25 protein-coding genes and 1 pseudogene are annotated in these 25,081 nt (G+C 72.2%); 12 read left to right on the top strand and 14 right to left on the bottom strand.

Annotated features, from left to right (window positions below):
• Positions 1-33 precede the first annotated feature (33 nt).
• A complete protein-coding gene (locus M3666_RS01210) occupies positions 34-684 on the bottom strand; it encodes a GntR family transcriptional regulator (protein ID WP_209684356.1) in 651 nt (216 codons plus the stop codon).
• 12 nt (positions 685-696) lie between these two features.
• Positions 697-2,826: an efflux RND transporter permease subunit gene (locus M3666_RS01215; protein ID WP_251154241.1), complete on the bottom strand. Its 2,130-nt coding sequence runs from the start codon at positions 2,824-2,826 to the stop codon at positions 697-699.
• 83 nt (positions 2,827-2,909) lie between these two features.
• Here M3666_RS01215 and M3666_RS01220 point away from each other — a divergent pair, with 83 nt between their 5' ends.
• Together M3666_RS01220 and M3666_RS01225 are read left to right on the top strand one after the other, a co-directional pair.
• A complete protein-coding gene (locus tag M3666_RS01220; RefSeq protein WP_251154242.1) occupies positions 2,910-3,308 on the top strand; it encodes a MarR family winged helix-turn-helix transcriptional regulator in 399 nt (132 codons plus the stop codon).
• Positions 3,309-3,375: 67 nt separating this feature from the next.
• The gene (locus M3666_RS01225; RefSeq protein ID WP_251154243.1) at positions 3,376-4,410 is read left to right on the top strand and encodes an LCP family protein; all 1,035 of its coding nucleotides are present in this window, start codon (positions 3,376-3,378) and stop codon (positions 4,408-4,410) included.
• Between the two features lie 81 nt (positions 4,411-4,491).
• Here the strand turns inward: M3666_RS01225 and M3666_RS16575 are convergent, their stop codons facing one another.
• From M3666_RS16575 to M3666_RS01260, 6 genes are all read right to left on the bottom strand, one after another.
• The gene (locus tag M3666_RS16575; RefSeq protein WP_066651599.1) at positions 4,492-5,175 is read right to left on the bottom strand and encodes a transglycosylase family protein; all 684 of its coding nucleotides are present in this window, start codon (positions 5,173-5,175) and stop codon (positions 4,492-4,494) included.
• Between the two features lie 361 nt (positions 5,176-5,536).
• Positions 5,537-6,688, bottom strand: coding sequence for a 23S rRNA (uracil(747)-C(5))-methyltransferase RlmC (gene rlmC / locus M3666_RS01240; protein ID WP_066651597.1), 1,152 nt, complete (start codon positions 6,686-6,688; stop codon positions 5,537-5,539).
• Positions 6,689-6,695: 7 nt separating this feature from the next.
• The gene (locus tag M3666_RS01245; protein WP_066651595.1) at positions 6,696-7,571 is read right to left on the bottom strand and encodes an SMP-30/gluconolactonase/LRE family protein; all 876 of its coding nucleotides are present in this window, start codon (positions 7,569-7,571) and stop codon (positions 6,696-6,698) included.
• Between the two features lie 37 nt (positions 7,572-7,608).
• Positions 7,609-8,229 (bottom strand): DedA family protein, encoded by a 621-nt coding sequence (locus tag M3666_RS01250; RefSeq protein ID WP_209684368.1) that lies wholly within the window; start codon positions 8,227-8,229, stop codon positions 7,609-7,611.
• A gap of 37 nt (positions 8,230-8,266) precedes the next feature.
• Positions 8,267-8,953, bottom strand: coding sequence for a FadR/GntR family transcriptional regulator (locus M3666_RS01255; RefSeq protein WP_066651590.1), 687 nt, complete (start codon positions 8,951-8,953; stop codon positions 8,267-8,269).
• Positions 8,950-9,669 (bottom strand): SDR family oxidoreductase, encoded by a 720-nt coding sequence (locus M3666_RS01260; RefSeq protein ID WP_066651588.1) that lies wholly within the window; start codon positions 9,667-9,669, stop codon positions 8,950-8,952. The genes M3666_RS01255 and M3666_RS01260 overlap by 4 nt, the downstream gene beginning before the upstream one ends.
• A 71-nt stretch (positions 9,670-9,740) precedes the next feature.
• Here M3666_RS01260 and M3666_RS01265 point away from each other — a divergent pair, with 71 nt between their 5' ends.
• The 7 genes from M3666_RS01265 to M3666_RS01295 all read left to right on the top strand — a co-directional run bounded on the left by M3666_RS01265 (position 9,741) and on the right by M3666_RS01295 (position 16,959).
• Entirely contained in the window at positions 9,741-10,496 is a 756-nt protein-coding gene (locus M3666_RS01265; protein WP_066651587.1) for an SDR family NAD(P)-dependent oxidoreductase, read from the top strand.
• A 133-nt stretch (positions 10,497-10,629) separates the two neighbouring features.
• Positions 10,630-13,557, top strand: a complete 2,928-nt coding sequence (locus tag M3666_RS01270; protein ID WP_066651585.1) for a Na+/H+ antiporter subunit A — start codon at positions 10,630-10,632, stop codon at positions 13,555-13,557.
• The gene (locus tag M3666_RS01275) at positions 13,554-13,994 is read left to right on the top strand and encodes a Na(+)/H(+) antiporter subunit C (RefSeq protein ID WP_066651583.1); all 441 of its coding nucleotides are present in this window, start codon (positions 13,554-13,556) and stop codon (positions 13,992-13,994) included. The genes M3666_RS01270 and M3666_RS01275 overlap by 4 nt, the downstream gene beginning before the upstream one ends.
• Positions 13,991-15,694, top strand: a complete 1,704-nt coding sequence (locus tag M3666_RS01280) for a Na+/H+ antiporter subunit D (RefSeq protein WP_066651581.1) — start codon at positions 13,991-13,993, stop codon at positions 15,692-15,694. The genes M3666_RS01275 and M3666_RS01280 overlap by 4 nt, the downstream gene beginning before the upstream one ends.
• Positions 15,687-16,268, top strand: coding sequence for a Na+/H+ antiporter subunit E (locus M3666_RS01285; RefSeq protein WP_066651579.1), 582 nt, complete (start codon positions 15,687-15,689; stop codon positions 16,266-16,268). Before M3666_RS01280 ends, M3666_RS01285 begins: the two co-directional genes overlap by 8 nt.
• A complete protein-coding gene (locus tag M3666_RS01290) occupies positions 16,265-16,606 on the top strand; it encodes a hypothetical protein (RefSeq protein ID WP_066651577.1) in 342 nt (113 codons plus the stop codon). Before M3666_RS01285 ends, M3666_RS01290 begins: the two co-directional genes overlap by 4 nt.
• Positions 16,603-16,959: a monovalent cation/H(+) antiporter subunit G gene (locus M3666_RS01295; protein ID WP_251154244.1), complete on the top strand. Its 357-nt coding sequence runs from the start codon at positions 16,603-16,605 to the stop codon at positions 16,957-16,959. Before M3666_RS01290 ends, M3666_RS01295 begins: the two co-directional genes overlap by 4 nt.
• Before the next feature lies 1 nt (position 16,960).
• Here the strand turns inward: M3666_RS01295 and M3666_RS01300 are convergent, their stop codons facing one another.
• Entirely contained in the window at positions 16,961-17,932 is a 972-nt protein-coding gene (locus tag M3666_RS01300) for an NAD-dependent epimerase/dehydratase family protein (RefSeq protein ID WP_251154245.1), read from the bottom strand.
• A gap of 104 nt (positions 17,933-18,036) precedes the next feature.
• Here M3666_RS01300 and M3666_RS01305 point away from each other — a divergent pair, with 104 nt between their 5' ends.
• Positions 18,037-19,260 carry an ATP-binding protein gene (locus tag M3666_RS01305; protein ID WP_209684383.1) on the top strand — a complete coding sequence of 408 codons (1,224 nt, stop codon included), beginning with the start codon at positions 18,037-18,039 and terminating at the stop codon, positions 19,258-19,260.
• Between the two features lie 7 nt (positions 19,261-19,267).
• Here the strand turns inward: M3666_RS01305 and M3666_RS01310 are convergent, their stop codons facing one another.
• Together M3666_RS01310 and M3666_RS16585 are read right to left on the bottom strand one after the other, a co-directional pair.
• On the bottom strand, positions 19,268-20,506 hold the full coding sequence (locus tag M3666_RS01310; RefSeq protein WP_251154246.1) for an MFS transporter: 1,239 nt from the start codon (positions 20,504-20,506) through the stop codon (positions 19,268-19,270).
• A 319-nt stretch (positions 20,507-20,825) separates the two neighbouring features.
• Positions 20,826-21,116: pseudogene (locus tag M3666_RS16585) on the bottom strand (MarR family winged helix-turn-helix transcriptional regulator); the annotation flags it as partial.
• A gap of 46 nt (positions 21,117-21,162) precedes the next feature.
• On the opposite strand from M3666_RS16585, the gene M3666_RS01320 reads away from it, so the two are divergent.
• The gene (locus M3666_RS01320) at positions 21,163-22,398 is read left to right on the top strand and encodes a multidrug effflux MFS transporter (RefSeq protein ID WP_066651569.1); all 1,236 of its coding nucleotides are present in this window, start codon (positions 21,163-21,165) and stop codon (positions 22,396-22,398) included.
• Positions 22,399-22,450: 52 nt separating this feature from the next.
• Here the strand turns inward: M3666_RS01320 and M3666_RS01325 are convergent, their stop codons facing one another.
• The gene (locus M3666_RS01325; protein ID WP_251154247.1) at positions 22,451-23,176 is read right to left on the bottom strand and encodes a phosphatase PAP2 family protein; all 726 of its coding nucleotides are present in this window, start codon (positions 23,174-23,176) and stop codon (positions 22,451-22,453) included.
• Between the two features lie 106 nt (positions 23,177-23,282).
• Positions 23,283-23,591: a Dabb family protein gene (locus tag M3666_RS01330; RefSeq protein ID WP_251154248.1), complete on the bottom strand. Its 309-nt coding sequence runs from the start codon at positions 23,589-23,591 to the stop codon at positions 23,283-23,285.
• A gap of 126 nt (positions 23,592-23,717) precedes the next feature.
• Between M3666_RS01330 and M3666_RS01335 the strand changes: the two genes are divergently transcribed.
• Positions 23,718-24,074 carry a VOC family protein gene (locus M3666_RS01335; protein ID WP_251154249.1) on the top strand — a complete coding sequence of 119 codons (357 nt, stop codon included), beginning with the start codon at positions 23,718-23,720 and terminating at the stop codon, positions 24,072-24,074.
• Between the two features lie 69 nt (positions 24,075-24,143).
• Here the strand turns inward: M3666_RS01335 and M3666_RS01340 are convergent, their stop codons facing one another.
• Positions 24,144-25,031 (bottom strand): SDR family oxidoreductase, encoded by an 888-nt coding sequence (locus M3666_RS01340; RefSeq protein ID WP_251154250.1) that lies wholly within the window; start codon positions 25,029-25,031, stop codon positions 24,144-24,146.
• Positions 25,032-25,081: the final 50 nt, after the last annotated feature.

Here is a 25,081-nt window from a genome sequence, read left to right on the forward strand (position 1 = left end):
GTCCGTGCCCGACGCTGTACGCCCGGCGCTCGGTCAGTCGCGCGTGGGCAGGAGGTGGATCGCCTCCATCGCGAGTTCCGCGTCGATCGGCTCGCCCGCGGCGACGGCGTCGCGGAGCTTCACGATCTCGGGTCGGATGACGTCGGTCGGGACGAGCTCGGTGAGCTCGGGCACGCGGAGCCGGAAGGCCAGACCGTCGGTGGTCGAGCGGCACAGCTGCGCGAGCGAGGCGTTGCCGCAGGCCTCCGCCCACATCGAGTAGATGTCCGCCCCCTCGCGCGCGACCTCGGCCTGCTGGTCGGCGTCGAGCCGCGCCAGGACGTCGTCGAGCACGGCGGTGACCCGCTCCCGCTCGGCGTCCGAGAACCGCGGGACGGCCAGGCGGACGACCCCGCCGTAGATGACGCCGAGCGTGCGGTAGGCGTCGAGCAGCTCGGCCTCGGTCGGTGCGGCGACGCGGGTGTAGCGGTTCGGCGCCATCTCGATGAGTCCGGCCCGTGCGAGTTCCGCCAGTGCTTCACGGATCGGGGTCCTGGAGACGCCGAGCCACGCGATGAGGTCGTCGTCGTTCAGTCGTTCGCCCGGTTCGAGCGTGCCGTCCATGATCGCGTCGCGGATCTTGTCCTGCACGGTGTCACGGAGCAGCTTGCGCTCTGCGGCCGGCTGCGTGGAGGGAACTGGCATGCCACCAGCGTGTCACATGTGACGCGCTGCGCGCGAGAGGCGCGACGGCCACCACGCCCGGCGCCCCAGGTCGATCACGAGCGCGGGGACGAGCAGCGACCGGACCACGACGGTGTCGAGCAGGACGCCGAACGCCACAACGAAGGCGATCTGCGCCAGGAACAGGATCGGGATGACGCCGAGCGCCGCGAAGGTCGCGGCCAGCACGATGCCCGCCGAGGTGATCACTCCCCCGGTGGCCGCGAGCCCGCGCAGGACACCCTCACGCGGGCCGTGCCGCAGGGACTCCTCGCGCACCCGGGTCATGAGGAAGATGTTGTAGTCGACGCCGAGCGCCACGAGGAACACGAACGCGTACAGCGGGACGGACGGGTCGGCCCCGGGGAAGTGGAACACGTGGTCGAACACCAGTGCGCCGACGCCGAGTGCGGCCGCGAAGGACACCACGACACTGCCGACGAGGACCAGCGGGGCGACCACGCTGCGGAGCAGCAGCACGAGGATCAGCAGGATGACCGCGAGCACCACGGGGATGATGACCGTGCGGTCGCGGATGCCGGTGTCGTTCGTGTCGACGGCGGTCGCCGTGACGCCACCCACGACCGCGTCGGGGTCCACCCGCTCGACGGCGACGCGGAGGTCGCGGACGGTCCGTTCGGCGGCGCTCGAGTCGGCGGGGTCGGCGAGCGTGGCCTCGAGCAGGACGTCCCCGCGCGACACCGTCGGCTCCGCCGTGCCCGGGGCGGTCCGGGCGGCGGCGTCCGACCCCACGGGGACGGTCCCCGAGGGCGAGTCGGTGGAGGCGGCCACCACCCCGTCGACCCCGCGGACCGAGCGGACGGCGTCGACGAGGGCGTCCAGGTCACGCTCGGCGCCGATGACCTGGGCCGGGCTGCCGGAACCCCCGGGGAAGTGGTCGGCGAGGACCCGCTGGCCGTCCCGCGCCTGGGACGACCCGATCACCAGGTCGCTCTGCGGGACGCCGTCGGCACGGAGCCCGACGAGGCCGCTGCCCATCGCCAGGAGCGCCACGGTGCAGACGATCCAGACCGTGCGGGACCGACGCGCGACGAGGCGCCCCACCCGCGCCCACAGTCCGGTCGCGTCCGGACCGGTGGTCGGGCGGCCACCGGAGCCGAAGGCCGGGCGCAGGGGCCAGAACGCCGCCCGACGGAACGCCAGCAGCAGGGCGGGCAGCAGGGTGAGGGCGGCGAGCAGGCTGAAGGCGATCCCGATCGCGGCGACCGGCCCGAGCGCCTTGTTCGAGTTGAGGTCCGACAGGAGCAGGCAGAGCACCCCGACGATGACGGTCCCGCCCGAGGCGACGATCGGCTCGAACGCGCCGCGGAGAGCGGCCCGGGTCGCCTCCCAGCCGGTGCGGTGCTCGCGCAGTGCCTCGCGGTATCGCGCCGTGTAGAGGAGCGCGTAGTCCGTCGCGGCGCCGATCACGAGGATCGACAGGATGCCCTGCACCTGCCCGTTGACCGTCACGACCCCCGCCTTCGCCAGGGCGTACACCACGAGGATCGAGGCGCACAGGGCGAAGGTCGCCGTCCCGAGCACCAGGAACGGCAGCAGCGGCGACCGGTAGACCACGATCAGGATGACGAACACGGCGGCGAGTGCCACCCCGAGCAGCAGGCCGTCGATGCCCGCGAACGCCTCGGTCAGGTCGGCCGTGAAGCCCGCCGGACCGGTGACGTACCCGGAGACGCCGGCGGGCAGCGCCTCGTCCACCGTGGTCCGGATGGCCGAGACGGCGTCTCCGGTCTCCGCGTCCTCGGTCAGTGTCGCGACGATCTCGGCGGCGTCGCCGTCCTCGCTCGTGATCACGGGGCTCGTGCCCTGCACGTCGTCGCGCTCGCCGATGGTGTCGGCGATCCGACGGGCCGCAGCGAGGTCGTCGGGCGTCAGGCCGCCGTCGCGGTCGAGGACGACGATGGCGGGTGCCCCCGAGGCCTGTCGGAAGTCGGCGGCACGCTCCTGCACCTTCGTCGCGTCGGCCGAGGCCGGCAGGAACGACGTCTGGTCGTTCGTGGCGACCTCGGAGATCTTCCCGAAGACGGGACCGCCGACGCCGGCCACGACGAGCCAGACGAGGATGACGAGCGCGGGCAGGACGATGCGGAGGAACCGGGACACGTCGGTGAGCGTACACCGATCGTCAGCATGCTGACTATCTCCGCGCCGACGCCGCCGGGAGGACCCGCCCGTAGACTCCGATCATGCACGAACCCGCGGAGCAGTGGCCGCTCGGACGCCTGCTCTCCGCCGCGGCACGTGCCGTCGAGCGGGAGTGGGACGAGCGACTCCGGGCGATCGGGCTGACCCACGCCGCCCTCGTCGCGATCGACATCCTGCTGCGGACCGGCCCGACGGGCGCGGACACCATCGCCAGGACCGCTCGCGTGCAGCCCCAGACCATGTCGCGGACCCTCGAGCGGGCCGAACGGGACGGCCTGGTCGAGCGGACCGCCCACCCGGAGGACCGCCGGCGTCGCGTGGTGTCCGTCACCGACGAGGGTCGCCGCGCATGGGAGACCGCACAGCACATCGAGCGGGAGGTCCTCCCCGAGGACGCGGAGCTCCGCCGGCGGCTGACCGGCGTGCTGCACCGCACGTGACACTGAAATACCACATGCTGTAGACTCTCCGGGTCGGCGCAGGGCCGACCCGACCCGAGGAGTCCCGATGTCCGAGCGTCGCGCCGCCCGAGCCGCGGCAGCAGCAACAGCAAGAACGGCCCGGAGGCGGCGCAGGCACCCCGCGCTCGTCGCGCTGGTCGCCACCACCGGCACCCTGGTCGGCATCGCCACCCTGCTCGCGGTCGTCGCAGCGGTCTTCGTCGGCAGTCTGACCCGGAGCTTCGACGACCACACCGAGGCGATCGCGGACCCCTTCCCCGCCGGCGACCGGCCCGCACCTTCCGGCGGCGCCGAGGACATCCTGCTCATCGGCTCCGACTCGCGGGCCGGACTGGCCGACGGCGACCAGACCGCCGGCGGGCGGTCGGACACGCTGATGCTCGCCCACGTGCCCGCCGACCGCCGCCACGTGTACCTCATGTCGATCATGCGCGACTCGTGGGTCGAGGTCCCCGGCCACGGCCGGGCCAAGATCAACGCCGCGTACTCCTGGGGCGGCATCCCGCTCACGGTGCAGACGGTCGAGCAGCTGCTCGACGTCCGGATCGACCACGTCGCCGAGGTCGACCTCGCCGGGTTCGCCGACATGACGGACGCACTGGGCGGCGTGACGGTGCAGTCACCGCGGGACTTCACGGCGCGGGGCCACCACTTCGTCAGCGGCGCGAACCGGCTCGACGGCGAACAGGCCCTGGCCTTCGTGCGGGAGCGGTACGCGTTCGCCGACGCCGACCACACACGCGTCCGGAACCAGCAGGCGTTCCTGCGCGGGGTGTTCGACCAGGCCCTGTCGCGCGGCACCCTGACGCACCCGGGGCGACTGCAGGAGTTCGTCACCGCGACGAGCGAGCACCTGGCGGTGGACCCCGGGCTCGACGCGGCGACGATCGTCCGTCTCGGGTGGTCCCTGCGCGGGGTCCGACCGGACGACCTGGTCACGTTCACGATGCCGACCGCGGGCAGCGGGACGACCCCCGACGGCCAGTCGTTCGTCCGGTTGGACGACCACGACCGCGCCGCGATCTCGAGCGCCCTGCGGTCCGACGACCTGCAGCGGTGGCTCGAGGATCGCCCGAGCTGACGGTCGCGCCGGCGAATCCCGGACAGCACGAGACCCCCGCGGCAGGTGCCACGGGGGTCTCGTGTCGGATCGGGAGGTCGATCAGGCGGGGAGCTGGAGCTCCTGGCCGGCGTAGATCAGGTTCGCGTCGTCGATCGTCGACGTGTTCGCGGCCCACAGCTTCATGTAGCCACCGTCGATGTTCAGCTTCGTCGCGATCTTGTCGAGCGTGTCGCCCGACTCGATCGTGTACGTCTTGCCGCTCGTCGCGACCGCGGCCGGCTTGCTCGACACGGCCGCCTTCGGAGCGGCCTGCGTGGTCGCCTTCGGTGCGGCCGGCGTGGTCGCCTTCGGTGCAGCCTGCTGCGGCGCGGCCTGCTGCGGTGCAGCCTGCTGCGGCGCGGCGGGGGCCGGAGCGGCGGCCTGCGGAGCGGCACCCGTGGTCCCGCTCAGGCCGAGCTTCGCGGAGCAGGCCGGCCATGCACCCCAGCCCTGGGACGCGAGGACGCGCTCGGCGACGGCGATCTGGGCCTCGCGGCTCGCGGAGGCCGGGTTGCCGGCGCCGCCGTTCGCCTGCCAGGTGCCGAGGTTGAACTGCAGGCCACCGTAGTAGCCGTTGCCGGTGTTGATGGCCCAGTTGCCACCGGACTCGCACTGTGCGAGGGCGTCCCAGGTCGAACCGGATGCGGCGTTCGCGGGCGCTGCCGCCAGGCCGACACCGGTCGCGGCGATGCCGGCGAAGGCCAGGCCACCGACGATGGTGCGGGTACGGGAAAGCTTCTTCATGGTTGATCGCTCCACCGGGACCACGGACCTGGCGCCCGCCTGAGCGGACCCGGTCGCCACTGCCCGTCCCGACCGATCGCGGTCATGTCGTGGGGTGCGCCGCCGGGGGCAGTGGTCTCGTGCCGGTGGCGCTGGTCGGCAACCATAGGAAATTCGTGACTGTTATCAAACCGAGACAATGAGTTCTACCCGTGAGTGCTATGTCCCCCACCGGTCTTCCTGAGTGCCCCGATCACCATGGGCATGCAGATCGGTCTGTACCCGGGTACGTGACCTTGGCAGTTTCCTGGCAATGCTGCGGACGGGAGGCCCGTGGCGGCCTGGCAGCGAGCCTCCCGACCGCTGGCTGGTCGCGTCCTGGTCAGCGCCTGGACAGCAGCGTCACGGCCTCGAGGTGGCCGGTCTGCGGGAACATGTCGAGCACGCGCGCCCGTCGCAGGCGGAGCGACGGCATGCGCGCGAGGTCCTTCGCGAGGGTGACCGGGTTGCAGCTCGAGTAGACGACGTGCTCGACCTCGGACTCCTCGAGCCAGGTCGCGAGCGTCTCGCCGATGCCCCGGCGCGGCGGGTTCACCACCACCAGCTCGGGCAGCGCGTCCGGTCGGGCCCGGAGGGCGTGCTCCGTCGCGTCGTCGGCGGCGAAGCGGACGTCGGTCAGCCCCGCCTCGCGCGCGGACTGCTTCGCGGAGCGGATCGCCTCCCGGCTCGTCTCGATCCCCGTGACGGCACGACCCGCGCGCGCTGCGTGCAGGGCGAACCCGCCGACACCGCAGTACAGGTCCCACATCGAGGCCGGCCCGACCTCGTCGATCCAGGCCGACGCCTGGTCGTACAGCTGGCTCGCGACGCTCGTGTTCGTCTGGAAGAAGCTCTGCGGTCGGAGGTGCATCGCGATCGAGCCGAACCGCATCGGCAGCGTCTCCTGCTCGGTCAGCACGACCTCGCGTTCCCCCTCGGTGACGGCCTTGTGCTCCGGGAGCAGGTTCGCGGTGACCACGACCGCCTCGGGCAGGACCCGCCGCAGGTCGTCGAGGCGCTCACGCAGTCGTGGCAGCTGCCCTTCGGAGCGCAGCACGAAGCGCACCATGAGCTCGCCGTCCGGGGACTCGGTCACGAGCACGAACTTGAGCTCGCCCCGACGTGCGGCCACGTCGTACGGGATCAGCCCCGTGTCGGCGACGAAGTCCGCCAGGACCGGGAGCGCCCGTCGGATGCCCGGCGTGCAGATGCCGCAGTGCCGCAGGTCCACGCCGCGCTGCCGGTGGTCGAGGATCCCCACCGTGGGGCGCTGGACCGTGCCGCCGACGACCATCTTCGCCTTGTTGCGGTACCCGGACTCCGGGCTCGTGATCGCGGGCAACCACTCGACCGCCCCCGGGCCCCCTGCGGCCTCGACGGCGTCCCGCAGGAGTTCCCGCGTGCGGATCTCCTTGTCGAGCACCTGGTCGCCGTAGGGCTGTCCCATGAGTGTGCACGAGCGGCACACCCCCCGGTCGAAGTAGTCGCACTGCATGGCCGGGTCAGGATACGGCAGCGGCGTCCCGCGTCGTCGTCGCGATGCGGTACAGCGAGGTCGTCGCGGTCACGAAGAGCGTCGTGCCATCGTCGCCGCCGAAGCACAGGTTCGACACGACCTCGGGCACGGCGACGTCGCCGATGCGGGCGCCGTCGGGTGCGAAGACCGTCACGCCCCGGTGGGTCGAGGACCACACGTTGCCGTGGACGTCGACCCGGATGCCGTCCGGCACGCCCTCGCCCTCGCCGAGCCGGGCGAACACCCGGCCGTTCTTCACGCGGTGGCCGTCGACGTCGTAGGCGCGGATGACCGGCTCGTGGGCGGACGAGCTGGCGACGTGGAGCACGCGCTCGTCGGGCGAGAACGCGAGACCGTTCGGTTCGTCGACGTCGAGCACCACGGGGCGCAGGTCCTCGCCGTCCGGTCCGCACCGGAACACCCAGTGGTCGCCGTACTCCCGCTCGCCCGGGTGTCCCTCACGCGGCTGGGTGATGCCGTAGGCCGGGTCGGTGAACCAGATCGTGCCGTCCCGCGTGACGACGACGTCGTTCGGCGAGTTCAACCGACCGTCCGCCCAGCCGTCGACGACCGCGGTGACGACGCCGCCCCGGTCGCGCTCGACGCGTCGCCGCCCGTGCGAGCACTGCACGACGGAGCCGTCGCGGTCCAGCGTGCGGCCGTTCGTGAACTCGACGTCCGACGCGTACACGGTCGTACCGCCGGTCTCCTGGTGCCACTCGAGGATCCGGTCGCCCGGGATGTCCGACCAGCGGACCGTCCGGTCGGACGGGATCCAGCACGGTCCCTCGGCCCAGGTGCTGCCGGTCGCGAGGCGCTCGACGGCGTCGGGGTCGGGGACGAGTTCGGTGAGGCTCGACACGGGTCCTCCTTCGGACGGTGCCCTCCACGCTACGGCGTCAGGCGGTCGCAGCGGCCTCGGCGCGGCGCCGCACGGCCTTCTCGACCGCGGAGATCGCGAGGCCGAGCAGGATCGACGCGACCACCGCGAGGGTCGTCACGAGGAACGGCTGCTCCCGGCTCCAGTGCCCGGTGGCCGCCGCGATCCCCACGCAGTAGGCCGCCCACACCACGTCGGCGACGAGGCAGCTGACCAGGAAGCGCCGGAGGTCGAGCCCGCTGTCCGCACCGACCAGGTTCGTCGTGAGGCGCCCCATCGGGATGAAGCGGCCGAGGACGGCGATGCGTCCGGGGGCCTTCCGGTACCTGGCGTCGATCGACTCCCGCGCCTTCCTGACCTTCGGCCGGCTGAACCACGACCGCGAGCCGAGGTCGACCGTCCGCGCCAGGTGCCAGAGCGCGACGTCGCCGAGCACCATCCCGATCGTCGCCGCGACCACCAGGACGAGCACGGGCAGGAACCCACCGTCACCACCGACGAGCAGCGTGCCGATCGCGACGACGAGCGCCTGGCTCGGCAGGAACACCGCAACGCTGCCGGCGGCCAGCACGAGCCCGACCACGAGGAAGGCCCAGGGCGTCCCGACGAGCTGGAGCACCATCTCCTGCGCTGCGTCCACCGGTCACCTCCGTCGACGCGGGGTGCGCCGACCACGATCATCCCAGGTCCGGGCCCGGCCGGTGCTCGGTGCGCCGCACGATCTCGCGCATCACGTCGGCGGCCTCGTCCGACCGACCCCCGACGACCGCCTGCACGAGCGCGACGTGCAGGCCGACGTCGTGGCGGTCCGGCCGGATGCTCCCGCGCTCACGGAGCGCCTCCCCCACGACGCGGTGCAGCCGTCGGTACAGCGCGTTGCCGGACAGCTCCAGCACGAGGGAGTGCAGCCGGACGTCCGCGATCGTGAAGTCGACCCGGCGGTCCTCGGCCGCGGCGGACGCGAGCTCGTCCGCGGTGGCGAGGAGCGCCTCCCGTCCGGCCGCGCAGTCCTCGAGCGGTGCTCGTCGGGCCGCCGCGGCGGCCGCTGCCGGTTCCACGGCGACCCGCAGCTCGCGGAGCTCGACCGAGACCTGCGCCGCGTCGGGTCCCCGGAGCCGCCAGCGGACGACCAGCGGATCGAGGACGTCCCAGTCCGTGGGGTGGGCGACGACCACGCCGACGCGGGGGCGCGCACTGAGCATGCCGAGCGCGACGAGGACGCGGACCGCCTCACGGACGATGCTGCGGCTCGCGCCCGACCAGGCCACCAGGTCGTCGGTGCTCCGGCGGCTCCCCGGCGCGAAGGTGCCGGTGACGACGGCGGTCCCGATCCCGTCGAGCACCCGGTCGAAGGCGCTCGTCACCGCTGCGCGACGGGTGACAGGACGAGCTCGTCGATGCGGACGTGGGCCGGCGCCGCGAGCACGAAGGCCACCGTGCGGCCGACGTCGTCGGGCTGCAGCATCCGAGCGCGCGCCGCCGCGTCGGGGACCTCGGGACGCTGGTCCAGGAAGTCCGTCGCGACGTCGCCCGGGCACAGGTGGGTGGCTCGCACGCCGTGCTCGGCCTCCTGCTGGTTGAGCGTCCGGACGATCGAGCCGAGGGCGGTCTTGCTCGCCGAGTACGCGACACCGGCACCGGGTTGGAAGGACCAGCCCGCGTAGGACGACACCACCACGACGACACCGCCCGCGTCCCGGAGCGCCGGCAGTGCAGCGTCGACCACCGCCACCACGGCGGTCGTGTTCGTGTCGATGACGGCGCGGACGTCGGCGAGCGACTGGTCGTCCCACCGTCGCGCCGGCGAGTTCAGCCCGGCTGCCAGCACCAGGCCGTCGATCCGGCCGTGCCGTCCGAGCACGGCGTCGCGTGCTGCGGGCACCGCGTCGCCGTCCGTCACGTCGAGCGGCACGACGTCCGCCGTCCCGCCGACCGCGCGGACCTCGTCCGCGACCTGCTCGAGTCGGTCCCGGCGACGCCCACTGAGCACCACCGTCCACCCGTCACGGGCTGCGGCCACCGCGCTCGCCGCCCCCATCCCGCTGCCGCCACCCGTGATCCAGAGCACCTTCGCCGTCATGCTCGAATAGTATGACGATTCGAGGCACGGGCGCCCACCGTTGCCGGGACAGACCGACGACGGGAGCGACGATGCACCTCGACCTGACCGACCGCGTGGTGGTCGTCACCGGAGCCGGCCGGGGGATCGGCCGGACACTCGCGGCGCGGTTCCTCACCGAGGGGTGCCGCGTCGTCGCGTTCGACCTCGCCTTCGACGACGCCGGTGACGACGGCGTCGACCGTGTCGTCTGCGACGTCGCCGACCCGGCCTCCGTGCGTGCGGCCGTCGACGAGGTCGTCCGCCGGCACGGCACCGTCGACGTGCTCGTCAACAACGCGGGCATCAACGTCACCGGGACCGTCGCCGAGCTCGGCTGGGACGAGTGGCGACGGTGCATGGACGTGAACCTCGGGGGCACCTTCCTGGTCAGCCAGGCGGTCGCGCCGGTGATGCAGGCGGCCGGGCGCGGGCGGATCGTCAACGCCGCGTCGTTCGCGGCGATCGTGCCGAGCGTCGGCAGCGCGGCCTACGCGGCGTCGAAGGCCGCGGTGGTCTCGTTCACCCGCGTGCTGGCGTCGGAGCTCGGCCCGTGGGGCATCACCGTGAACGCCTACGCGCCCGGCATGGTGCCGACCGCGATGAACGGGTTCGCCGAGATGCCGCAGGCCGAGCAGGACCGGCTGCTCGACACCCTGTCGCTCCGGCGGTGGGAGACGCCCGACGACGTCGCCGACCTCCTGGTCTTCCTGGCGAGCGACGCGTCCGCCTACGTCACGGGCACACTGCTGGACGTCTCCGGCGGCAAGCTCGCGACGCAGATCCCGGCACGGGCGCACGGTCGCTGAGGCCGGACGCGGAGCAGAGTGGAGGGAACGCTCGCTCCGGCTGTCCGGTCGCTCAGGAAGTTGCCATCCGCCTCTCCGTAGGCTGTGAGGGCCCAGTGAGCCGGACTGCAGCCCGACCCCGAGGAGGTGCCCGATGGTCTCCGTCCTCGTCGCGTTCGCGATCGTCGCCCTGATCGTCCCCGCCCTGACCCCGCTGATGGGGCGCCGCGTGTTCTACGTCGCCGCCCTCGCCCCCGCCGCCGCCGCGGTGCTGACGATCGCCCAGAGCGACGCCGCACTCCACGGCGGGGTCACGAGCCGGTGGCAGTGGATCCCGGAGCTCGACCTGGCGCTGTCGTTGCGGATGGACGCCCTGTCGTGGGTCCTCGCCCTGGTGGTCTCCGTCGTCGGTGCGCTCGTGCTCGTCTACTGCGCGTCGTACTTCGAGCGGGACGAGCCCGGACTGGGCCGGTTCGCGTCCGTCCTGACCGCCTTCGCCGGGTCGATGTACGGCCTCGTCGTCGCCGACGACGTGATCGTGCTCTTCGTGCTCTGGGAGGCCACGACGGTCTTCTCGTACCTGCTCATCGGGCAGGACGCCGACAAGCGCGCGAGCCGGGCCGCCGCCATGCAGGCCCTCGTCGTCACGACCGCCGGCGGGCTGGCGATGCTCGCCGGACTCGTCGCCCTGTCCGTGACCGCGGGGACCACGAGCCTGTCGGGCATCATCGCGCAGGCACCGGAGCTCGTCGAGCGTCCGGGGCCGCTCGTGCCGGTCGCGGTGGTCCTCGTGCTCCTGGGCGCCCTGACGAAGTCGGCGATCGTCCCCTTCCACTTCTGGCTCCCGGCAGCGATGGCGGCGCCGACCCCGGTCAGCGCGTACCTGCACGCCGCGGCGATGGTGAAGGCCGGCATCTACCTGGTCGCCCGCCTGGCCCCGGCGTTCGCGCTGCTGACCGGCTGGCGCGAGACGATCACCGTGCTCGGTGTGCTCGGCATGCTCATCGGCGGCTACCGCGCGCTGCGTCAGACCGACGTCAAGCTGCTGCTCGCCTACGGGACGGTCGCGCAGCTCGGCTTCCTCGTGCTCGCCGCCGGGTGGGGCGCTCCGGCCGTCGCCCTGGGCGGGGTCGCCCTGCTCGTCGCGCACGCCACGTTCAAGTCGACGCTGTTCCTGGTCGTCGGAGCCGTCGACCACGCGACCGGCACCCGCGACCTCCGGAAGCTCAGCGGTCTCGGGCGGAAGCTGCCGTGGCTCGTCGTGGTCAGCGTCCTCGCGCTCGCGTCGATGGCGGGCATCCCGCCGACGATCGGCTTCGTCGCGAAGGAGGCCGTCCTGACCGGCTTCGTCGAGGAGCTCCACGGACCGCAGGCGGCCTGGGCGTGGATCGCACTCGTCGGGGTGACCCTCGGCTCGCTCCTCACCGTCGCGTACTCGCTCCGCTTCCTCTGGGGCACGTTCGCCCGGAAGTCCGGCGTGGCCGACACCGAGCCGCACGGCCTGCACGGACTCGGTGTCGTGCCGTCCGTCCTCGCCGTCGCCGGACTCGCGTTCGGCCTGCTCACGCCCGTCGTCGCGCACGGCCTCGAACCCGCTGCCACCGCCGCGGCGCTGCCCGAGGGCGAGGTCCCGCACCTGGCGCTCTGGCACGGCCTGGAGCCCGCGCTCGGCCTCTCCGCGATCACGCTCGTCGGTGGCGTCCTCCTGTTCCTGGCACGACGCCGGGTCGAGGCCCTGCAGCACCGACTCTCCGGGTCACCGAGCGCGGCCGACACCTACCGGAAGACCATGCGTGGGCTCGACCGCCTGGCGACCGGGCTCACGGCCGGCGTCCAGCGCGGGTCGCTCCCCTACTACCTGACCGTGATCCTGTCGGTGTTCGTCGCCGGCGCCCTGGCGAACCTGGTGCTCGGCGGCCCGTGGGCGTTCCGCGTGCGCTTCGCCGACTCGTGGGGCCAGGTGCCGGTCGTCGCCGTGATGGCCGTCGCCGCGATCGCGGTGCTGACCGCGAAGACCCGGTTCGCCGCCGCCGTGCTCGTCGGCGTCACCGGCTACGGGATGTCCGTGCTCTTCGTCCTGCACGGTGCGGTCGACCTCGCGCTCACCCAGCTCGTGGTCGAGACCGTCACGCTGATCGCGTTCGTGCTGGTGCTCCGCCGGCTCCCCCCGCGGATCGCCACGGCCAACCCGTCGCGCTTCCGGATCGTGCGGGCCCTGTTCGCCGGCCTCGCGGGAGCCACCCTGGCCGTCGTCGTGGTCGTCGCGGCCTCGGCACGGAACAGCACCCCGATCTGGCCGGACATCCCGGCGCTCACGAAGTCCTTCGGTCACGGCCTGAACGTCGTGAACGTCGCCCTCGTCGACCTGCGCGGCTGGGACACGCTCGGTGAGCTGACCGTCGTCGTCGCCGCGGCCACGGGTGTCGCGAGCCTGATCTTCCTCGATTCGCGCGAGGACACCCTGCCGCGGCTGCGCGACCTGCCGGCGACCGTGACGAGCGACAAGCACCGCCCGGACGGCGAGCCCCGCGCCTGGCTGCCGACGAGCGCGGCGATCCCGACCGGTCGCTCGGCCCTGCTCGACGTGGTCGTCCGCCTGCTCTTCCACGGCCTCGTCGTGCTCTCGCTCTACCTGCTCTTCGCCGGGCACAACACGGCCGGCGGCGGCTTCGCCGGCGGACTCGTCGCCGGCATCGCGCTGGCCGGTCGGTACCTGGCGGGCGGTCCCGCGGAGCTCGGCGCCGCCGCGCCCGTCCGCGCCGGTCGCCTGCTCGGCCTCGGCGTCGCCACCGCGGCCACGACCGCGATCGTCCCGCTGTTCTTCGGGAAGGAGGCCCTGTACTCCGCGTTCTTCGAGGCGACCGTCCCCGTGCTCGGGCACGTCGAGTTCGTCACCGCGACGTTCTTCGACATCGGGGTCTACCTGGTGGTCGTCGGGCTCGTCCTCGACGTGCTCCGGAGCCTCGGTGCCGAGGTCGACCGGCAACGGCTCGAGGACTCCCGGGCGCGCATCACCGACACCACGGAGGGCGACGTCGACGACAACGCCGCCGCAGCGACCCCGGAGGGGAGTGCCGTATGACCATCACCCTGGTCCTCGTCATCGCGATGGCGGTGCTGTTCTCGTGCGGCGTGTACCTGCTGCTGGAGCGGTCGCTGACCCGGATGCTGCTCGGGTTCCTGCTGCTCGGCAACTCCCTGAACCTGCTGTTGCTCATCATGTCCGGCGCGGCGGGCAAGCCCCCGATCGGCGGCTCGTCCGAGGGCATCACCGACCCGCTCCCCCAGGCGTTCGCCCTGACCGCGATCGTCATCACCTTCGCGGTGAGCGCGTTCCTGCTCGCCCTCATCCACCGCTCGTGGAAGCTGTCCCGCGCCGACGAGGTCGAGGTCGACGAGGCCGACGTCGCGATCGGCAAGGACCGCGACGACGATCCCGCGGACGACGACCCCGCGGACGACGACCCCGAGATCGACACCGACCCCGAAGCGGTCCAGAACGAGGAGGCCTCGCGATGACCTGGCTCGTCCCCCTGCTCGTCCTCGTCCCGCTGCTCGGCGCCGCCATCGCGCTCGGCCTCCTGCGGCACCAGAAGCTCCAGCGGGCCATCACGGTCGCGGTGCTCGCGGTGGCCGTGGTCGTTGCCGCCACGCTCATGGTGCTCGTCGACCAGCACGGCACCATCGTCGTGCAGGTCGGCGGGTGGCAGGCACCGTACGGCATCTCGCTCGTCGTCGACCGGCTGAGCGCCCTGCTCCTCACCGTGAGCGCGAGCGTGCTCCTGCTCGTGCTGCTCTTCTCGATCGGCCAGGGACTCGCGGCCGACGACGAGGACGCCCCCGTCACGATCTACTACCCGACCTACCTGGTGCTGGCCGCCGGAGTGCTCGACGCGTTCCTGGCGGGCGACCTGTTCAACCTCTACGTCGCGTTCGAGATGCTCCTGGTGGCGAGCTACGTGCTCATCACCCTGGGCGGCAGCGAGCAGCGCGTCCGCGCCGGCACGACGTACATCATCACGAGCCTCATCGCCTCGGCGCTGTTCCTCGCGTCCATCGGCCTGGTCTACGGCGCGACCGGCACCGTGAACATCGCGCAGATCTCGGAGCGCGTCGCCGGGCTCCCCGAGCACGTGCAGCTCCTGCTCCACACGATGCTGCTCATCGCCTTCGGCATCAAGGCCGCGGTGTTCCCGCTCGCCTTCTGGCTGCCGGACTCGTACCCGACCGCACCGGCCCCGGTCACCGCGGTGTTCGCCGGACTCCTCACGAAGGTCGGCATCTACGCGATCATCCGGCTCGAGACGATCATCTTCCCGAGACCACAGCTCAACACGGTGCTGCTCGTGGTCGCGGTGCTCACGATGATCGTCGGCGTGCTGGGGGCCGTGTCGCAGACCGACGTGAAACGACTGCTGTCCTTCACGCTCATCAGCCACATCGGCTTCATGGTGATGGGCGTCGGGCTCGGTTCCGTCGTCGGCACCGCCGCGGCCGTGTTCTACACGGTGCACCACATCGTCGTGCAGACCACGCTGTTCCTGGTGTCGGGGGTGATGGAACGCGTGGGCGGCACGACCTCGACCCGGTCGCTCGGCGGGCTGCTCAAGGCCGCACCGCTCCTCGCCGCGCTCTACCTGGTCCCGGCGTTCAACCTCGGAGGCATCCCGCCGTTCTCCGGGTTCATCGGCAAGCTCGGCCTCTTCCGCGCCGCGGCCGAGGACGGCTCCCCGATGGCCTGGGTGACGGTCGGCGCCGGCGTGGTGACGAGCCTCCTCACCCTGTACGCGCTGATGCGCGTCTGGGACGCCGCCTTCTGGCGGCCCAAGCCGGCCGCCGAGGCGGCGGCACCGCACGCCAGCACGGCCGAGCCGCACGCGCACCTGCGGTCGCCGGAACCGGCGCCGCTGACCGTCTCCGAGGAGACGGGCGAGGCGTACCACCCGGGAGGCTCGACCACCGTCACCGACGCGGCGCACGCGAGCAGTGCCTCCGGTCCGGCCACCGGCCAGACCCCCGCGGTCGAGCCGTCGGTGCACACGCCGCTGCCCCGGATGCTCGTCGCCGTCACGACGGTGGCGGTCCTCGGGTCGGTCGCGCTCACCGTCGTCGCCGGTCCGCTCTACGGTTACGCGACCCGCGCAGCGGAGTCACTCGAGTCGCCGGACCGCTACGTGCAGGCCGTCCTGGGCAGCACGGACGGAGGCGCTGATGAGTGACACCCGCCGCATCTCGAACGCCCGACGGATCGCCCTCGCCTGGCGCTACGACGTGCCGCTCGTCGCCGGACTGACCGTGCTCTGGGCGCTGCTGTGGGGATCCTGGAGCGTCCTGACGCTGCTGTGCGGCGTGGTCGTCGCGCTCCTCGTCACGCAGCTGCTCCCGCTGCCGCCCGTCCCCCTGTCGAAGCGGTTCTCGCTGCCGCGCGCACTGTGGTTCCTGGTGGTGTGGGCCGGGCACGTCGTCGTCGCCTCGTTCCGGGTGGCCTGGGCGGCCGTCCGACCGCGCGGCGTCCGGCAGAGCTCGATCGTGCTCGTGCAGCTGCACACCACGTCGGAGATGACCTTCACGCTCGCCACCCTGGCGATCTCCCTCGTGCCCGGGTCGTACGTCGCCGACGTCGACCTCCCCCGCCGTCGCCTGCTCATCCACGTGCTCGACACCGAGCGCCGTGAGCAGGTCGACCAGGAGCGGCGGACCGTCGCACGCATCGAGGAGCTCGTCATCCGCGCCATCGGGTCGAAGCAGGACGTCTCCGAACTCGCCGAGCCGCTGCCGGAGGTGACCCGGTGAGCGCCGCGGTCGTCGTCATGGCCGTCGGGATCGCGCTCGTGCTCGTCCTGCTCGGCGCCACGCTCGCGCTGGCCGTCGGGCGGATCGTCCGCGGACCGACGATCCTCGACCGGATGATCGGCTCCGACATGGTGCTCACCACCGCGCTCGTGGTGATCGCCGCGGCGATGGTGGTCCGGCGCGACCTGACCGCCGTCCCGGTGCTGGTCGTCATCGCGGCGACGAGCGTCTTCGCGACCATCGCCGTCGCACGGATCGTCACGCCCTCGTCGGACCCGTCCGACGAGGGGATCGACGTGACCACGCCGGAGCACGCCGCCGAGGAGGAGTCGAAGTGATCGAGATCCTGCAGTCCTTCGTCGACGGGGCCGGCATCCGCGCGTGGATCGCCCTCGTGCTGATGCTCCTCGCCGCGGCGCTGTCGTTCGGCGCGGCCGTGGGCATCGTCCGGTTCCGGGACCCCCTCGTCCGGCTGCACGCGATGGCGAAGCCGCAGGTGCTCGGGTTGGCGCTCGCCCTGGCCGCGATCGTCGTGGCGGTGTGGACCTGGACGGCGTTCTGGGTCGTGCTGCCGGTGCTCGTGTTCCAGCTCTTCCTGGTGCCGGTGTCGACGCACATGATCGCGCGTGCCGGGCTGCGGTCGAACGACTACCGGCACGAGGACCTGCTGGTCGACGACACCGAGGACTGAGTCACCCGGCGGCGCGGACGGCAGCCTCGTCGTCGTCCGAGAGGCCCGCGCCGTGCGGGTGGACCGGTTGCAGCTGCTCCCATGCGAGCACGTCTGCCAGCGTCTCGGCGAGTGGCCTCCGTGTCAGGCCTGCCGCACGCGCGCGGTCTGCCGGTCGGTCGTTCATGCCCTGGTGGTCGTCGTCGGGGATCCACAGCGGCAGGGACCGCTCCCCCGCCCAGGGCGCCACCCCGCGCGCGAGGAGCACCTCGTCCGCGAGCGCTACGACCGGGACGTCCACGGCCGCTGCGGCCCGTGCTTCCTCGAGGTACTGCCCCAGCGTGACGACCTCGCCGGGGACGTCGTGGACACCCGCTCGTCGGCCCTCGGCCGCTCCGACGAGCCATCCCGCCAGGTCGCGGACGTCGATCACCGAGGTGGGTCGATCCGTGCGCGCCGGGACCACCACCGCGCGGCCGCTCTCGGCTGCACGGGCGAACCTCCACGGCCAGTAGCCGGAACGTCCGGTGTGGTCACCTGGTCCACCGACGAGCCCGGCCCGCGCGATCGAGGCGCGCTCGGGGCCGAAGGCGTCGAGGACCGCACGTTCGCACGCCACCTTCGCAGCGCCGTACTCAGCGGGGTCGTCCGACGGCTCGAGCACGGCAGCGTGCTCGTCGGCACCGCGCTCGGCCTGGGACGCGTAGACGCTCACGGTCGACACGAAGACGTACCGATCGGCGACGGGCTCGAGGTCACGGGCCGCGCGGCGCACGTGCGCGGGCGTCCGGGAGACGTCCACGACCGCATCCCAGTGCTCGCCGGTCACCATGGTCAGGGCGTCGTCGTGGTCACGGTCGGCCACGACGAGCCGGGCGCCGGTGGGGACGTCCGAGCCGCGTGCGACGCACGTGACGTCGTGGCCGGTGTCGAGGGCGTGCTGTACGACGGTCCGGCCGAGCCAGGCGGTACCGCCGAGGACGAGGATGCGCATGCAGTCCAGCCTGCACCGAGCTCGAGGCACTCTCGAGAGTTTTGATTTCTTACTTCGCTTTAGCGAATCGAGATAAAGCCTGGTAAGGCCAGTAAGGTCGGCGCGTGGACAGCGTCAGGAACCCGTACACGCCCAACGCCGGTGCTACTCCGGAGATCGTCGCAGGACGCATCGAGCACACGCGCTCGTTCGAGGTACTCCTCCGTCGCCTCGCTCGCGGCCGCACTGACCAGTCCATGATCATGACGGGTCTGCGCGGGGTGGGGAAGACCGTGCTCCTCAACGCTTTCGCGGACCTGGCGCGCGAGGCGCGGTGGGAAGTCGTGGAGTTCGAGGCCAGCAAGCACGACGACGGCCAGTTCCGACAGACGATGGCTTCCCTGCTCCGATCAGCACTGCTGCAGGTGTCACCCCGGAAACGATGGAGCGACCGGGCTCGGCGTGCCGCTGAGGTCCTGACCTCGTTCAGCATGAACATGAGCGCGGAGGGGACTTGGTCGATGACGTGGGACGTTGAACCCGCGGAGGGCCTCGCTGATCACGGAGACCTGACGCTCGACCTCACCGATGTCCTCCTTGCGCTCGGGGAGGCCGTACAGGAGCACGGCAGGGGGCTCGCCATCCTCATCGACGAGGTCCAGTTCCTGCGCGCCGCACAACTCGAGGCCTTGATCCAAGCACTCCACAAGACCGTTCAGCGACGGCTCCCCATCACCTTCGTCGGCGCGGGCCTTCCGCAGATCGCGGAGCTCGCCGGCGACGCGAAGTCGTACGCCGAACGCCTGTTCCGTTTTCCCGAGATCGGGTCGCTCGACCCGGAGGACGCACGTGAAGCCCTGATCCGACCGGCAGAGATCGAGGACGCATCCTTCAGCGAGGATGCCGTAGAGCTCGCGCTCGAGATCACGAAGGGGTACCCCTACTTCATCCAGGAACTCGGGTACCAGGTCTGGGAGATCGCTCCCGGTCCGGTGATCGTTGCAGACGACGTCGACGCGGCGAGAGAGGGATACCTCGCGAAACTGGACCAGTCGTTCTTCCGTGTCCGGCTCGATCGCACCACGACCCTCCAGACGGCCTACCTCCGAGCAATGGCTGAACTCGGTCCGCTTCCGCAGAAGGCTGCGGACGTCGCCCGTGTCCTGCACCGGGAGTCCACGCAACTCGGACCGACCAGAGCAGAACTCATCGACATGGGGCTGCTCTACACGCCAGAGCACGGCTACGCTGCCTTCACCGTGCCGGACTTCGACAAGTTCATGCTGCGAGCCGTACCGAAGCTGATCGTGCCCGAGGTCAGACGCCGGACGCCGAAGAAGCCGAGCTGATCCCGGCTCAGGCGGTCGCGGCCGCCGGAGCGTCCTCGCGGCGGGCGAGCAGCAGGTCCGCCACGGCGGCGACGACGACCAGCGCGGCGGCGTACGCGGGGAACGCCATCGCGGCACCGGTGCCCGCACGCTCGGCGACCTCGCCGACCACGGCCGACGCGACCGACTGTCCGACGATGACCGCCGAGCCGAGGATCGTCATCGTGGTCGCCGAACGGCCGACGGGCGACCGGTCCGATCCCAGGCTGTACTGCGCGACGAGCGTCGGGCCGATGCCGATGCCCATGATCCCGAGCACGAGGACGACCGCCACGACGGAGTCCGCTCGGCTGAAGGCGATCGCGCCGCCCAGCAGCACGACCCCGAACACGAGCCAGCGCCAGGTCACACCGAACCGCTGTGGGAACGCCGCCGATCCGAGTGCGAGTGCTGCGGATCCGATCCCCATCACGCCGTACAGCAGGCCGGCCTGGGACGCCTCGCCCTGCTGTTCCGTGAAGGCCGTCAGCGAGGTCAGCGTCGACCCGAAGAAGAGTCCGATGCCGAGGATCCCGACGACGACCACGAGGAGTCGCGGACGGAGCAGCTGCCGGGCCGGGGAGCGCGTCTCCTGTGCCGGCCCACCGACGACGAGGGCGCCGGTCGGGTGCAGCGCGAAGGCGGTGACGAAGACGAAGGTCAGTGCCGACGCACCGGCGACGGCCACCCACGGCGCGATCGTGCTCGCGAGCAGGCCGACCAGGAACGGACCGACGATGAAGACGGTCTCGTCCGCGGCCGACTCGTACGCCATCGTGCCGCTGAAGACCTTGTCGCGGCGTGCCGGGGACATGCGCTGGCGGATGATCGCCACGAGTCGCGTGCGGGACATCGGGGCGACCTGCGGTGCGGTCGCGCCGATCAGGAACGACATCGCCAGGACCGCGAGGTCGGGCGCGGTGCTCGCGACCACGATCGGCAGGACGCCGAGCAGGACGGCGTTCGCGAGTCCGACGGGGACGAGGACGGCCCGCTGGCCGAAGCGGTCGGCGGCCGCACCGACGAGCGGCCCGAAGATCGCCGAGCCGATGCCGACGAAGGCGGAGTTGATGCCGCCGAGGGCGACGGAGTCACGGGACGCGACGACGAGGGTGAGGACACCGACGACCATCATCGCGAAGGGCAGACGGGCGATGAACGCGATCGGGAAGTACCACCGACCGGCGAGGGAGACGAGGGACGCGTCGGAGCGTCGGGGTTGGAGCATGAGGGGGTGTGCCTTCTGGGGCCCGGCCTGATCCGGCGGCGGGCCCATCGGGTGCCGCCGCTGTCCGTCGGTGGGGCCGACGGCCGGTAGATACACACTGCTTGCTGTTGTGTCCCTCCAGGGTACCAAGCCCGTCCGGACGGCACGCGGGGTCGGGACCTGCCACGGGTCGGCCGCGTCGCAGGCCGTCGTCGATGCGTGCCAGCAGGTCAGCCGCGGCGCCGAGGCCACTCTCGTCGCCACCGAGGGCGGCGCGGAGCCGGCCCGCCCAGTGCGCGTGCAACCGCGCGATGCTGTCGTGGGCGAGGGCGGTGGGGTGCAGCTGCACGGTCCGGGCGTCGCCCGGGTCGGTGCGGCGCTCGACCATGCCCTTCGCGACGAGCGAGCGGAGCGCGACGCTGCAGTTGCTGCGCTGCAGCGCCGTGGCGTCGGCCACGGCACTCGGGGACGCACCCGGGTTCCGGTGCACCCAGCGCATCACGAGCGCCTCGGTGCCGGTCAGCGGGACGATGTCGAGCGCGTGCGGGCCGTGCGGGTCGACCTCGCGACCGATGCGCAGGACGACGTCGGCGAACTCGGCGAGGGCGTCGTCGGAGACCGCTGGTGCCATGTCGTCACTGTACCGTCCAGTGACGATGAGTTATGGTTTCATAACCATGACGACGGACACCGGATCCATCCGCGCCACCACGGCGACGCCCTCCACCCGCCCCACGGGCATCACGACTCCCCTGCTGCTCGTGCTCGGCCTGCTCAGCGCGGTCGCGCCCTTCGCGACCGACCTCTACCTGCCGGCGTTCCCGCGGATGACCACGGAGCTGTCCGCCTCGGCGACGACCGTGCAGCTCACCCTGACGGCGTTCCTGGTCGGTGTGACCGCGGGGCAGCTCGTGTTCGGGCCGCTGTCGGACCGTTTCGGCCGCGTGCCCCCGCTCCTCGCCGGCGCCGCGCTCTGCGTCCTCGCGAGCGCCGCAGCGGTGCTCGCGCCGAACGTGGCGGTGCTCGTCGTCGCCCGGCTGCTGCAGGGCCTCGGCGGGGCGGCCGGCATGGTGATCGGCCGCGCCGTGATCTCCGACCTGGCGACCGGCAAGCCCGCCGCCCGCGCCTTCTCGCTCATGATGATCGTCGGCGGGGTCGCGCCCGTGGTGGCACCGCTCCTCGGCGGTCTGCTCACCGGACCGATCGGGTGGCGCGGACTGCTGACGATCGTGCTCGGCCTGTCGGTGCTGATGCTCGTCGCCGTGCTCGCCGTCGTTCGGGAGACGCACCTGCGCTCGCGGCGTGACGCGCTCCGGGCCGAGCGCGTGGCGTCCGGCTCCCCGCTGCGAGCGCTGCGATCGCGCACCTTCGTCGGGTACACGGCGGTCTTCGGCTTCGCGTTCGCGGTGATGATGGCGTACATCTCGGCGTCACCGTTCCTGTACCAGGGCATGCTCGGGCTCGACACCGTCGGCTACGGGCTCGCCTTCGGTCTGAACGCACTCGCGCTGATGGGCGTGAGCATCCTGTCGGCGAAGCTCACCGCGACCCGCTCGGTCGAGGGCGTCCTGACGCTCGGCATCGCCCTCGTGGTGGCGTCCACCGTGGCGTTCGCGCTGCTCGTCGTGACCGGGGCGCCCGTCCTCTGGCTCGCGGTGCCGCTCTTCACGGCGGTCGGGTCGCTCGGCCTCGTGCTCGGGAACGCGACGGCGCTGGCGCTCGGCGCGGTCCCCGGGGTCGCGGGCAGCGCCTCGGCCGTGCTCGGCGCCCTGCAGTTCGGGCTCGCGGCGCTCGTGTCGCCGCTCGTGAGCATCGGGGGCGAGGACACGGCGGCGCCGCTCGCGGTCGTCATGCTCGCGGCCGCCGTGGTCGCCGTCGTCGCGCTCGTCGCGGCGCGGCGCAGCCGGGCGTAGCAGCGCAGCGCAGCCGGGCGTAGCGGCGTGGGGCCGCGGGGCCGTGCGCCGCTCAGTGGCGGCGCCCGAGCGGTACCGCGGCACCCTCACGCGGGCGGAGGAACGGGATGCGGGGCATCGCCCAGTCGACCCACACCACCCGGGCCGCCGGCGCGACCGCCAGCGCCCAGAGGATCGAGGCCGCCGCGTCCGTCGGGTAGTGCACGGCGTCGATCGAGACCGACAGGAACACGACCACGATCGCCACGACACCGGCGACCCGGGCGACCTGGTGCCACCGCGTCTCGCGGACGACCCACACGAGCGCGATCACGAACGCCGTGATGTAGACCGTGTGCCCGCTCGGGTACCCGGGGTCGGGCTGGACGGGGAACGGGTGCGGCAGCAGCGCCACGTCGGGCCGGGCGCGGTGGACGATCTCCTTGACGACCGCGGACGGCAGCCACGTGATCGCGATCGTCATGCCGAAGCCGAGGGCCGGTCGGAGGTCCCGTGCCCGCCACCAGATGACACCAGCGACGACGAACGTGATCGCGATCGCCGGCACCGGGCTGATGACGTGGTAGACCGCCGTCGTGAACGCACCGAGCGCACCGGTGTGCAGCGTGTTGAACGCCTTCGCGAGCCCCGCGTCCACCGAATCGAGGAAGAACCCGATCACCGTCAGCACGACCACGGCCCCGATGCCGATCGTGACGGTCGCCAGCGGGTGGGGGTTCGGCTCGAGGATGCCGACGACGTCGGCCCTCCTGCGGCGGCGCTCGGGCTCGGTGCTCATCCGCCCATCGTCCCAGGGAGAGCCGCCCGTGCCCGGCACGCGCGGCACGCGCAGATCAGAGACCGCTCAGCCTGACGCTCGTGGCCCGGCGGAGGACGTCGCCGGCTCAGTCCTCGACGTCGAACACGACGACGCGGCTGCTGCCGGCGCCGATGTGGTCGGCGACCGGACGGTGCTCCGGGTGCGGCAGGTACCCGGCGAGCGCCGCGCGGTCACGGAAGCGCACGGTGAGCATCCAGTCGAACCCGCCCTCGAGGCCCTCGGTGCTGATGCTCGGTCCGGAGTGCACCGACTCCACCCCGTCGATGCGGGGCAGGTGGTCACGGCAGAGCGCATCCGCCTGCACGGCGTGCTCGCCGACCCCGTCCCGCGCTGCGTCCCACTGCACCAGCACCACGTGCGTCACACCAGCCATGCCCTGCTCCCGTCGTCCCGGCCCACATTGCCACCCGAGCACTGGGACACCACCCCGCCTGTGCCCGCACGCAACCAGGCGACCTACCGTCGGCCGGGTACGAGACGGCACGACGAGAGGAACACCATGGCAAGCGGAGTGGCAGCGGTCTGGGTACCGGTCAGTGACATGCAGCGCGCGGTCGCGTTCTACCGCGACGCGCTCGGCCTGACGGTCGCGAGCGAGGACGACGACTGGAGCGAGATCGACGCGAACGGCCTGCTCATCGGCCTGAACGGTCGGGAGTCGGCGAGCCCGTCGAGCGGCGGCGGCGCGGTCGTGTCGTTCCAGCCGGACGGCAGCATCGAGGACGAGGTCGCCGACCTGCGGTCGAAGGGTGTCGAGTTCGCGGGTGACGTCAGCGAGCACCCGTGGGGCAAGATCGTGCCCTTCAAGGACAGCGAGGGCAACGACCTGCAGCTGTACTCGCCGCCGCAGGGCTGACGCGACGACCCGCAGACGGGAGGCGCGGTGCCAGCTGGCACCGCGCCTCCCGTCCTCCTGCAGCGCCGTCTAGAACGCGGGCGTCCCGCCGGCGATCGTGATGGTCGAGCCGGACTGGTAGCTCGACTCCGGGCTGACGAGGTGCACGTACGCGGCTCCGAGCTCGGCCGGCTGGCCGGGGCGGCCGAACGGCGACTGCTCGCCGAAGTGCGACACCGTCTCGGCGTCGTCGGACCCGGGCTGCAGCGGCGTCCACACCGGACCCGGCGCGACCGAGTTGACACGGATGCCCTTCGGGGCGAGCTGCTGCGCGACGGCCTCAGTGAAGGTCTTGACCGCGCTCTTCGAGATCGCGTAGTCGATCTTGTCGGGCGACGGGGTCGCTGCCTGGATCGATCCGGTCGTGACGATCGTCGAGCCGGGCTCGAGGTGCGGCACTGCGGCCTGCGTCAGCCAGAACAGCGAGTAGATGTTCGTCTTGAACGTCGAGTCGAAGTGCTCGGTGGTCAGCGACAGGATGTCGTCGTTGCTGTCCATGCGACCGGCGACCATGACGAGGGTGTCGAGCCCGCCGAGCTCGTCGACCGCCTTCTGCACGAGGTCCTTGCAGTACTGCTCGTCGGAGATGTCCCCGGGGACGAGGACGGCCTTGCGGCCCTCGGACTCCAGGAGGTCGCGGACCTGCTCGGCGTCCTCCTGCTCGTCGGGCAGGTAGGAGAGGACGAGGTCGGCACCCTCACGGGACATCGCGATGGCGGCGGCGCGGCCGATGCCGGAGTCGGCACCGGTCACGATGCCGCGGAAGCCGGTCAGCCGTTCCTTGCCGACGTAGCTCTGCTCGCCGTGGTCGGGCTCCGGGTCCATCCTCCACGCGGCACCCGGCAGCGACTGCTCCTGCTTCGGGAACGGCGGCTTCGGGTAGAGGGAGTTCGGGTCGCGCTTCTCGTACTGGCTCATGGGGCCATGGTGCTCGCGAGCTGCTCCGTGCCGGTCCAGTCGGCCACGTG

The sequence above is a fragment of the Curtobacterium sp. ODYSSEY 48 V2 genome (genome assembly GCF_023712625.1).
GTDB lineage: Bacteria > Actinomycetota > Actinomycetes > Actinomycetales > Microbacteriaceae > Curtobacterium.

Bases quoted from the DNA above. Each gene is read 5' to 3' on its own strand.
- M3666_RS01210 (WP_209684356.1), bottom strand. From the start codon at position 684: ATGCCAGTTCCCTCCACGCAGCCGGCCGCAGAGCGCAAGCTGCTCCGT.
- M3666_RS01220 (WP_251154242.1), top strand. From the start codon at position 2,910: ATGCACGAACCCGCGGAGCAGTGGCCGCTCGGACGCCTGCTCTCCGCC.
- M3666_RS01225 (WP_251154243.1), top strand. From the start codon at position 3,376: ATGTCCGAGCGTCGCGCCGCCCGAGCCGCGGCAGCAGCAACAGCAAGA.
- M3666_RS16575 (WP_066651599.1), bottom strand. From the start codon at position 5,175: ATGAAGAAGCTTTCCCGTACCCGCACCATCGTCGGTGGCCTGGCCTTC.
- rlmC (WP_066651597.1), bottom strand. From the start codon at position 6,688: ATGCAGTGCGACTACTTCGACCGGGGGGTGTGCCGCTCGTGCACACTC.
- M3666_RS01260 (WP_066651588.1), bottom strand. From the start codon at position 9,669: ATGACGGCGAAGGTGCTCTGGATCACGGGTGGCGGCAGCGGGATGGGG.
- M3666_RS01265 (WP_066651587.1), top strand. From the start codon at position 9,741: ATGCACCTCGACCTGACCGACCGCGTGGTGGTCGTCACCGGAGCCGGC.
- M3666_RS01270 (WP_066651585.1), top strand. From the start codon at position 10,630: ATGGTCTCCGTCCTCGTCGCGTTCGCGATCGTCGCCCTGATCGTCCCC.
- M3666_RS01275 (WP_066651583.1), top strand. From the start codon at position 13,554: ATGACCATCACCCTGGTCCTCGTCATCGCGATGGCGGTGCTGTTCTCG.
- M3666_RS01280 (WP_066651581.1), top strand. From the start codon at position 13,991: ATGACCTGGCTCGTCCCCCTGCTCGTCCTCGTCCCGCTGCTCGGCGCC.
- M3666_RS01285 (WP_066651579.1), top strand. From the start codon at position 15,687: ATGAGTGACACCCGCCGCATCTCGAACGCCCGACGGATCGCCCTCGCC.
- M3666_RS01300 (WP_251154245.1), bottom strand. From the start codon at position 17,932: ATGCGCATCCTCGTCCTCGGCGGTACCGCCTGGCTCGGCCGGACCGTC.
- M3666_RS01310 (WP_251154246.1), bottom strand. From the start codon at position 20,506: ATGCTCCAACCCCGACGCTCCGACGCGTCCCTCGTCTCCCTCGCCGGT.
- M3666_RS01320 (WP_066651569.1), top strand. From the start codon at position 21,163: ATGACGACGGACACCGGATCCATCCGCGCCACCACGGCGACGCCCTCC.
- M3666_RS01325 (WP_251154247.1), bottom strand. From the start codon at position 23,176: ATGAGCACCGAGCCCGAGCGCCGCCGCAGGAGGGCCGACGTCGTCGGC.
- M3666_RS01330 (WP_251154248.1), bottom strand. From the start codon at position 23,591: ATGGCTGGTGTGACGCACGTGGTGCTGGTGCAGTGGGACGCAGCGCGG.
- M3666_RS01335 (WP_251154249.1), top strand. From the start codon at position 23,718: ATGGCAAGCGGAGTGGCAGCGGTCTGGGTACCGGTCAGTGACATGCAG.
- M3666_RS01340 (WP_251154250.1), bottom strand. From the start codon at position 25,031: ATGAGCCAGTACGAGAAGCGCGACCCGAACTCCCTCTACCCGAAGCCG.